At 60.2% G+C, this 8,393-nt stretch carries 6 protein-coding genes and 1 pseudogene; 6 read left to right on the top strand and 1 reads right to left on the bottom strand.

Translation table 11 applies throughout. From position 1 onward, the window contains the following. From AC1DUU_RS15740 to AC1DUU_RS15715, 6 genes and pseudogenes are all read left to right on the top strand, one after another. On the top strand, positions 1–544 hold a 544-nt coding region (locus AC1DUU_RS15740; protein ID WP_476784342.1), incomplete at its 5' end, for an alpha/beta fold hydrolase. Between the two features lie 77 nt (positions 545–621). Further along, positions 622–2,103 (top strand): benzaldehyde dehydrogenase, encoded by a 1,482-nt coding sequence (locus AC1DUU_RS15735; RefSeq protein ID WP_476784341.1) that lies wholly within the window; start codon positions 622–624, stop codon positions 2,101–2,103. Between the two features lie 312 nt (positions 2,104–2,415). After that, the gene (locus AC1DUU_RS15730) at positions 2,416–3,522 is read left to right on the top strand and encodes a hypothetical protein (RefSeq protein WP_476784340.1); all 1,107 of its coding nucleotides are present in this window, start codon (positions 2,416–2,418) and stop codon (positions 3,520–3,522) included. A 276-nt stretch (positions 3,523–3,798) separates the two neighbouring features. Then, a complete protein-coding gene (locus AC1DUU_RS15725; protein WP_476784339.1) occupies positions 3,799–4,410 on the top strand; it encodes a PE-PGRS family protein in 612 nt (203 codons plus the stop codon). Positions 4,411–4,515: 105 nt separating this feature from the next. After that, complete coding sequence (locus AC1DUU_RS15720) at positions 4,516–6,252, top strand: type I secretion system permease/ATPase (RefSeq protein WP_476784343.1); 1,737 nt, start codon at positions 4,516–4,518, stop codon at positions 6,250–6,252. A gap of 134 nt (positions 6,253–6,386) precedes the next feature. Further along, a pseudogene (locus AC1DUU_RS15715) lies at positions 6,387–7,688 on the top strand (HlyD family type I secretion periplasmic adaptor subunit); the annotation flags it as partial. Between the two features lie 92 nt (positions 7,689–7,780). On the opposite strand, the gene AC1DUU_RS15710 reads toward AC1DUU_RS15715, so the two are convergent. Further along, a complete protein-coding gene (locus AC1DUU_RS15710; RefSeq protein ID WP_476784338.1) occupies positions 7,781–8,344 on the bottom strand; it encodes a helix-turn-helix transcriptional regulator in 564 nt (187 codons plus the stop codon). Between the last annotated feature and the right edge of the window lie 49 nt (positions 8,345–8,393).

Below are 8,393 nucleotides of genomic sequence, written 5' to 3'. Positions count from 1 at the left end.
GAACAGTGCGGCCGTCTGTGGCCTTTCCGTCGGTGGGCTGATTGCCATGGAGATTGCCGCACGTGCCCCCGAACGCGTGACAAGGCTTGTGCTGATGGACACGGCCGCCAAGATCGGCGCGCCGGATGCCTGGAACGCCCGCATCGCCGCCGTGCGTGAATCAGGGGTGGCAGCAATCGGCGACCAGATCATGGAGCGCTGGTTTTCACCCGCTTTCCGTGTGACCCAGGCTGAGGCCTTTGCCGGCTGGCAGCGGATGCTGGAGCGGACGCCAGCAGCTGGCTATGTCGACACCTGTGCGGCGCTGCGCGACGCTGACCTGACCGAGACGATCGGCGCCATTGTCGCGCCGACACTGGTCATTGCAGGCGACGAGGACCTTTCCACGCCACCGGATTTGGTCGCGGCCACGGCGCGGCGAATCCCCGCTGCGTCGTTCCGCACAATTGCCGGCGTGGGCCATCTGCCTTGCATTGAACAATCAGGCGAAGTGGCCTCCCTGCTTCGCGAATTCTTGAACTCCACCATTCCCGCAAAGGGATAGGGTTTACCACGGGAGGATGGGCCTTGATCACCGGATAACCCGGCCCCGACCCGAATTTCTCGAATAGGAGTCATTTCATGGATAAGACAGTCTCATCGTCCCAGCCTAAACTGATCCGCAACGAGCACCTCGACGGAACGATCTACTCAGGCGGCTGGAAGCGCACGGCCCAAGCTGCCGACATCGCAGAACCCGCAACCGGCGCGACACTGGGCCGGATTGGCATGGCGTCCGCCGATGATGTGACACTGGCATCGGCGATGGCTGCGAAAGCCCAAAAGGCCTGGGCCGCGGCGAGCTACGACACCCGGGCAGGCGTCATTCGCAAGGCTGCAAACATGCTTGAACTGCATTTTGCCGACGTGGTCGAATGGCTGATCCGCGAAGGCGGCTCGGCGCGTGGAAAGGCGGAATTCGAGACGCAGCTCAGCATCAAGGCGTTGCACGAAGCCGCCTCTCTCGCCTCGCAGCCGCAAGGCCTCGTGCTTCCCTCGGAAGCCGGCAGGATGAATCTCGCGCGCCGCCGCCCGCTCGGCGTCGTCGGCATCATCTCGCCCTTCAATTTCCCGCTCTACCTGGCCATGCGCGCTGTGGCGCCGGCGTTGGCAGTGGGCAATGCGGTCGTCCTCAAGCCCGACCCGCGCACCGCCGTCTGCGGTGGAATGGTCTTTGCCGCTTTGTTCGAACAGGCCGGCCTGCCGGAAGGCCTCATCCACGTTTTGCCGGGTGCCGGTGACGCGGGTGCAGCACTGGTCTCCGATCCGAATGTGGCGATGATCCAGTTCACTGGGTCGACCAAGGCAGGACGGATTGTTGGCGAAAACGCCAGCCGGCATCTCAAGAAGGTGTCGCTCGAGCTAGGCGGCAAGAACACGCTGATTATCCTGAAGGACGCCGACCTCGAGCTCGCCGTCAAGAACGCGGCCTGGGGTGCCTGGCTGCATCAGGGCCAGATCTGCATGTCGTCCGGCCGCATCTTGGTGGAAGCCCCCATTTTGGAAGCTTTCACTGAGGCGCCGGCCAAGAAGGCAAAGAGCTTGCCTGTCGGCAATCCGGCGGCGGAAAACGTTGCCATCGGCCCGATCATCAACAAGGCCCAGCTCGACCATATCGACCGGGTGGTAAAAGCGTCTGTCGAGCAAGGTGCGGAACTCCGCGCAGGTGGCACCTATGAAAACCTGTTCTACGCACCAAGTGTGCTCGCCGGCGTCAAGCCTGGCATGGCCGCGTTCGAAGAAGAGGTCTTCGGGCCGGTGGCCTGCATTACGTCCTTCAACGGCGATGACGAGGCGGTGGAACTCGCCAACCGCACCGAATACGGGCTGTCGATGGCCGTGATCTCGCCCGATATCGGCCGCGCCATGGCAATCGGCGACCGGCTGCGCGCCGGCCTGTTGCACATCAACGACCAGACCGTGAACGACGAGGTCATCAATCCTTTCGGCGGCGTCGGCGCGTCGGGCAACGGAAGCAGCATCGGCGGTCCGAGCAATATCGACGAGTTCACCCAGTGGCAGTGGCTGACCATCCGCAACACACCGCCGGCATACCCGTTCTGACGTACGTCAGCCTGCCCGCCAGGGCCTGATACGGATCGGATCAAGCAGGATCATCGGCGCTTCAAGCGCCGCATCCAATCGGTTTCTGAAGTGGACGGATTTCCTCACATGCGACTGCTGACAGTCGCATCATGGCACTCGATGCCGGGAGCGGAGGTCGTCCACCTCAGAGCCAATGTTTCATCCGTCCACATCACTTTCGGCGTATACGAATTGCAGGCTCTATTTTTCCACCAATAGGCGAAACAATGCTCTGACGTACCACTAGTTCGCCCGCAACGCGTTGGCGCGAAGCTGGATTGGGAGCCGGTCATGGCGGTAACTCGTTCTACCCCAGATAACATGCCAGTCTCGGGTGCCAGCCAAAGCGGCGATTCCACCGGCGGTGAGGCGCATCTTGCATTGGTGCCTACATGGCTTCCATTCGGCCTTCCAGCGGACCCGACGGGTTCGCTGCTACTCGGCACAGGACAGAACTCGGCTGGCAGCGGTGGCGACGGCGTCAGTATCGGGGTCATCAGCGCTACGCCCACCGCAGTCTTCTCGCCTTCGAACGCGGCGCTCGCCTTGGCTGGCTCCTCAGCCGACGCTGAGCAGACCAACCAAGCACTGGTCAACCAGCATTCCGCCGAAATGGCAGGAGTTGGCGGCAATGGCGGCAACGGGAATGTCGTGATCGGTGGAGATACTGGTGGACACGCCGGGAGCGGCGGCACCGGCATATTTTACGGAGCCCTCGTCAGTTCCGATGTTGGAGTTTTCACCCCGGTGAACACCGCCGTGGGAGCTGGGCCTGACTCGACAGCGACAGCACACCAGACGAACAATGCCGCACTCCTGCAAGGCGGCACCCAGATTTCGGGCGTTGGTGGATCCGGAGGAGACCACAACCTCGCTGGCGGCTATGGGCCGGGAGGCGGTGCAGCCTCGCTCGTCTTCACCGGCGACAATCACGCCGGCGCAGGTGGCAATGGTACGTTTTTCGGTTCGCTTGTCGACGTGAACGTAGCGATCTACTCACCCATCAACATTGCTATCGCGGGGGCTGGCGGCACCGCCCATGCCGATCAGACAAACAACGTCCTTTTCAGCCAGGGCTCAACGCAGATCGCCGGCGTCGGTGGCGCTGGCGGAAGCTTCAATATGGCATCGGACACAATTTTCACTGGCGGCGGCACGACCGGGTCGGGCGGCGACGGCCATTCCGTTGGGAGTATGGTCGGCGTCAATGTGGGATATTTCGAGCCGGTCAACATCGCTGTTCCCGCCGGCGGCACGGCCGAAGCTCAGCAGGTCGACCATGTCTTGTACGACCAGCACAGTCTCCAGATGGCAGGGGTCGGCGGTACCGCCGGCCACTTCAATGTCGTCGACCCCACCCACGCCGATCTGGTCCATGATCTGCTCGTTCATGCCTAGCTAGCACGAGTTCACCTCACCTATCCATTCCCAGTTTCTCGTCATCGTCGCCTCCACCCCAACCATATGGATTGGGATTTGCGAACCGATGTTCGAACGGAACGGCAGTTCCTGTTCTGTCAACGTGTCGCGCAAACAACCCGGTCAATAGAGCCACCCGAACGGACGTGACCGATCTTGTAGCTAGTCGCGCTGCGGCACGCATTCCACACTGAGCGGGCAGCCTCTGGTGTCTCTCCGGGCAACACTCGGCGGAGGCTGGAAAGGAGCAACATCATGCCTATCCCCACACTGTCCGACACCATCCAACTTGACGACCCACATGCCGGAAATGCCAGTGCCGGCAATGGCGGCGACGGATACAGCAACGGCGATATTAGCTACAACCCCGTTGCATATGTCGCCAACGTCCAGACCGTAACTGGCGCCGGTATCGATGTGCATAATGGTGACCATGTCGCAGATTGGGCAACATGGGATGCTGGCTTTGGCGGGCACGGTGGTGCAGCTGAAGCGGAAAACGCCACCCTTTCGACCCTTACGAACAATGGCTCCGGCGGCGCCGGCGGCAGCTCCACTTCCAACGGCAGCCTGGGTTCAACAAGCGGTGCTGATGTAGCGGCAGTGAGTGCCGACACCACCGCCACCCAGACCACAACCCTTCTGGCGGATCAGCATGCCACCATCATCGCCGGCATGGGCGGCAATGGCGGTGCAGGCAGCATGGCGCGGGGAGGGGATATCTCTTCCGCTCTCGTGCATACCGACCCCAGCACCACCACCACCACCACCACCAATACCACTACAGATACAGACACAGCGACGAACTCGATCGCCGACAGTTTCAATTTCAATCACGATGTCGACTTCACCCACCTACCGGTGTGATGCAGTCCCGGCTTTGGATCGGCGGCCCGCGCCGCCGATCCGGTTATGCAGAGCCTCGACCGCCAGACGAAGAGCGCCAAGAGACGCCCGCCTTGGGTTCCCGTGATGAGGACATTGTTCACACAACCTCTCCGCTCGGCGACGCCGCTGGAATCTGCCTTGCGGGCGTGCCTTCGTTCGTTCGGCTTGGTCTTCGTGTTCAGCTGCGGCTACAATCTCTTTCTTCTCGCCCCTTCGATCTACCTGCTCCAAATCTATGACCGCGTGTTGTCGAGCCGGAGCGTGGACACGCTGATCATGATCACTCTGATCATGGCGGTGGCTGTGGTGGTCGGATCGTTGCTCGACGTCGTTCGTCGGGCTGCCCTTTCGCGCATAGCCAGTTGGCTCGACCATAGGCTGCGCCCGATCGTGCTTGCGGCGGCATTCGAATATGCCGCCCGCGCCGATCCGGGCAAGGCAATGGAGTCGTACCGGAATCTCGCGGCTATCCGACAGTTTCTGGAATCCCCCGCGAGTGTGCTCCTTTTCGATGTTTTCTGGGCACCCATATTTTTGATGCTCCTGTTCATGGTCCATCCTTTGCTTGGCATGATCGGTCTTGGCAGCGCGCTCTTGCTCCTGTTTTTTGCCCTCACCATGGAATGGGCGACGCGAGCGCCGAGCGCGAGCGCGAATCTCGCACATGCGACGAGCTACGCCCGGCTCGGAACCGCGCTCAAAAACATTCAGATCGTACGCGCCATGGGCATGCAGGAAGGCGCTGCGCGCTTTGTCTACAAAGATGCCGTGAGTGCGAGGATTGCGCAGGACACGGTATCGAGACGGGCGGAAGTCATTCAGGCGTTGTCGAAATCTACCCGGACATTGACGCAGATCCTGATGATGGGGGCAGCCACCTGGCTGGTGCTTTGGGATAACAGCAACCCGGGCATCATTTTCGTTGCCAGCCTGTTGCTTGGACGTGGTCTGGCCCCGGTAGAGGGCGCGATCGGTACCTGGAGGGCATTCGCTTTCGCTCGCAATGCTTGCGAGCAACTCAATCAAATGCTTGTCGCGGTTGCTCCTGATCCTGGTGTTCGGGAGACGGCCTTGCTCAACCCGATGGGCGACCTTGTGCTCGACAATGTTGGTTTTGCCTCGCCTGTATCGGGCAAACGGGTTCTCCAAGGGGTTTCAATGCGCCTGATCGGCGGTGATTGCGTTGCCTTGATAGGCCCCTCGGGTTCCGGAAAGTCCACGCTGGGACGCATCATCGCCGGCGTTTCACGGCCGAACGAAGGGCTCGCCTTGCTGGACGGGTTGGAACTTTCGACTTTGCGATGCTCCGCAGACGCGCGCCGTATCGGCTACCTTCCTCAAGACATCGATCTCTTCGGAGGCGCAATCAGGGATGTCATTGGACGCCTTGATGGCGGCGATCCGAAAAAAGTCATCGAAGCAGCCAAGCTTGTGGGCCTGCACGACACGATCATGGGGTTGCCACAGGGTTACGAAACGGATGTCGGCGAAGGCGGAACCGCTCTGCTTCGCGCACAGAGACAACAACTCGGCCTGGCTCGAGCCGTCTACGGCAATCCGAGCCTTGTGGTCCTTGATGATCCCAATTCGAGCCTGGACTATCGCGGAGAGCGCATCCTTTTCGAGACCATTGAACGGTTGAAGTCCAGACGAGTGACCGTTGTGGTCATCACCCATCGGATGGGCATCCTGCCGATCACCAACAAGATCGCGATCCTGCGGAACGGAACCCTCAACGCATTCGGCGACAGCGAGAAAATCTTCGATGCCCATCTCCGTCCGCCGCCGCAACTCGAACAAGGCTTGGGGAACGGCCAATGACCTCATCCTCGCCAACCTCAGTTGTCCCCCTGGCTGGCAGCGCCGAAGCACTGCTGAGATCGAGAGCCGTTCGGGTTCCGAACCCCGTAAGCTGTGCACCAAACGGCGATCAATTCGGGGGGTATGCGGAATTTGCGCCAGCGCCGCCGAAGCCGAGGTTTCGGGCCGTCGCCTGGACGGGTAACTTGCTCATTGGCTGTTTCGTGTTGGGACTGGGAGTATGGTCGGTTTTGGCCCCCCTCAAGAGTGCTGCAATCGCATCCRGAATTGTGGAGCCTGAATCGAGCCGTAAGACCGTCCAGCATCTGGAGGGTGGGATCGTTCGACAGATACTCGTCAAGAATGGCGATGTGGTTTCTTCGGGACAGGTCCTAATAAAGCTGGACGACGTGAAGCCACGTTCGGAAAGCAACAGTTTGAGCGGCCAGTTCTGGGATGCCAAGATACGTCAAGCACGGTTGCTTTCCGAGCAGGGCGAAAAAGACCACGTCATCGTCTCGGAGGAAATACAGGCTGCGGCGAGCACCCACCCGGCAATCCAGGCGATCCTGGCAGGACAGCAAAAGATCTTCGAAACGCGCCTACAGGTCACGCGATCGCAGATCCGGGTGATCCAGGAAAAGATGGCTGAAATCCAACAGGAGATCGTCGGGCTTCAAGCGCGGCAGGTCGCGCTGTCGACCAGGGCGGACATCGCGCGGAAGGAGCTAAATACCGTCACCGATCTCGTCGCCAAGAAGCTCGAAAGGCAAGGCCGCCTTTTTGACCTCATGCGCGAAAGTGCGAACGTCGACGACCTGCACGGCGAAACGGCCGCTCAGATCGCTCGCGCCGAAGAGACCATCAGCGAGGCGCAGGCTGATCTTTTGAAGTTTGAAAGCGACCGTCAAAATGAGATCGCGCAGAGTCTTCGGGACATCGAGAGTCAGCTATTGCAACTCGAAGAGCGAATGCGAGCCGCCGATGATCAACTTGCCAGGACCGAGATCAAAGCCTCCGAGGACGGGGTAATTACCGATCTTCGCATTCATACGACGGGTGGGGTCGTGGGCGCAGGTGAGCCGCTTCTTGACCTCGTGCCGAAAGAGGGTCGTCTCGTCGTCACCGCGCATATCAGGCCGGAGGACATTAATGTCGTGCATGTCGGATTGCCGACTAAGGTTCATCTCTTGCCTTACGATCAGCGGCGGGTGCCGCTCATTTCCGGGACGGTCACTTACGTTTCTGCTGACCGCCTCCTGGATAAGCAGACCGGCCAATCCTACTATGCGGCAACGATCCGTGTTTCGGATGAACAACTGGCAGCGATGACGGATGTGAGGTTGGTGCCCGGAATGCCCGCGCAGGCGTTGATCGAGACCGGTCAAAGCACTGTGGCACTCTATGCGCTAAGGCCGATACTCGATAGTTTCAATAGGTCTTTCCGGGAGGACTGATCAGCTCCACCAATCCACGAAACCCTGGGCAAAGACCAACCTGGCTTTGTCGCGCATGGCAACGCGTACGCTGACATTCCTGACGGCGCTGCCTATCGATGGTTGTTGTTCGAATCTTGCGCTGCTCTCTTGCCAAGTTGAATCACGATTTCGGTTCTATTCTGGACCCGCAGCTTGCGCATGATGTGCTGGATGTGCATTTTCACAGTGTTCTCGGAAATATTCACGTTGGCTGCGATTACCTTGTTTGAATGGCCAAGCAGCAACTGTGCGAGAACGTCTTCCTCGCGATGGGTGAAACCGGAAGCGGTTTCAAGAACGTCAATGCTTTCCGAGGCATAAGTATGTCCGTTGACGTATGTCTCGAGCCCGGCTGGTTCCTCGACATGCGTGCCCCTGGGATGCGGGCAATACACGCCGCCTGCCAGGACAAGGCGAACCCCTGCAAGGGCGACGTCAAGGGACAGCGAAGTGGTGAAGAAGCCTGCGACGCCCATCCGCAACGCCTGCACGGCCATGCAAGGGTCGTCTGCATTCGACAGGAGTGCAATCTCGGCTTGTGGATAGGCTTCTTGCACCGCTGCGAGATCGTCGCGCAGCTTAGGGTCTTCGATACTTCTCGATCCCATGTAGAAACCAACGATGCGAACGTCCATGCCGCATGCGCTGAACAAGCTTTCGACCGACTCCATCTCGACGAAATCC

Source organism: Aminobacter sp. P4_H6_2 (assembly GCF_056400805.1).
The sequence above is the reverse complement of the archived record's forward strand: the minus strand, read 5'-3'. Positions and strand labels throughout refer to the sequence as shown.